Below are 1,283 nucleotides of genomic sequence, written 5' to 3'. Positions count from 1 at the left end.
TCTGCACGTTCCGGCTGACCTCCTCGGCGGCCCCGGCCACGACACCGGACTGCGCACTGGTCTCCTCCGCCGACGCCGCGATCTGCGCCGAGGACGCCGACAGCTCCTCCGACGAGGCCGCCACCGCGTCCGCCGAGGACGCCACCGACGACAGCACCTCCCGCAGGCTCTCCTGCGCGGTGCCCAGCGCCTCGGCCATCCGGCCGAGCTCGTCGCGGCCGGTCACCTCGGGCGCCACCGTGAGGTCCCCGCGGGCCAGCGCCTCGACCGACGCCTGCACCGAGCGCACGGTGCCGACGATGCGGCGGATGACGTAGACGGTGAGCCCGCCGGAGACCGCGATGCCGGCCGCGAGCGCCAGCCACAGCGTGAGAACGGCCGCGGACGCGATCGCCCCGGCGTCGTCGGTGTCGGCCTGCCCGGCCGCCACCCGGCGCTCCTGCATCGCGTTGTACTCGTCCATGATCAGGTCCGAGGAGGCCTGCAGCGGCCCGGTGACGATCTGCCCGACCGCGACGAGGTCGCCGGCGTCGGCCGCGGGGAGGAGCTGGCCCTCGGCGACCTCGTAGTAGTCGTCCACGTGCCCGCGGAAGACCGCGAAGGCCTCCTTGTTGACCGTCACCTCGGCGTAGGCGTCCAGCTGCTCCTCGATGGTCTCGCGGCGCTCGGCGAGGTCGGCCTGCAGGGCGGCACGGCCCCGCGCGTCCACCAGCGCGTAGGAGTTGTAGCGGGAGCGGTCGCCCTGCCAGGAGCGCTGGATGTCGGACAGGTCGGCGAGGGTGCCGACGTTCTCGTTGATGCGCCCGGAGGCGTCGTGCAGCGCGTTGATCCGGGAGATCGCGAGGACGGTCATGGTGAGGGCCACGATCGCGAGGACCGCGACGGCCGCACCGATCTTCATCCCGACCGGGCGGTCGGCGAACCACCCGCCGGAACGTCCGCGACGTGCCGAGTCGGCAGCAGTGGTCATGGTGGTGCTCCTCGCAGAAGACAGTTCAGGAATGGTGGTGGACAGCACCGGGTCGTCCGGCGTCGCCGTCGTCGGTACGTGGGGGAATGGTGGACGCCGCCGGCTGCTGATGCCGCACATCGATGCGCGTGTCGCGGAACGCGTCGGAGAAATGTCGGCAATCGGTCCGGTGCGGTCGCCATGTCGACAGTCGCACCATTCCGGGAATGGCAGAGGGGGGGGGGGGGGGGGGGGGGGGGGGGGGGGGGGGGGGGGCGGCGGGGGGGGGGGGGGGGGGGGGGGGGTGGGTGGGGGTGGGGTGCGGCCCGGCCGG

General features: G+C 73.9%; 1 protein-coding gene. It reads right to left on the bottom strand.

Annotated elements, in window-relative coordinates; all coding sequences use genetic code 11:
* Nucleotides 1–970 (bottom strand): HAMP domain-containing protein (locus tag ACI78V_RS22835; protein WP_456855114.1); only part of this gene is annotated, 970 nt, incomplete at its 3' end.
* Nucleotides 971–1,283 lie beyond the last annotated feature (313 nt).

The sequence above is a fragment of the Geodermatophilus sp. SYSU D00742 genome (assembly GCF_054049935.1).
This window is presented reverse-complemented; position numbering and strand designations above follow the sequence as displayed.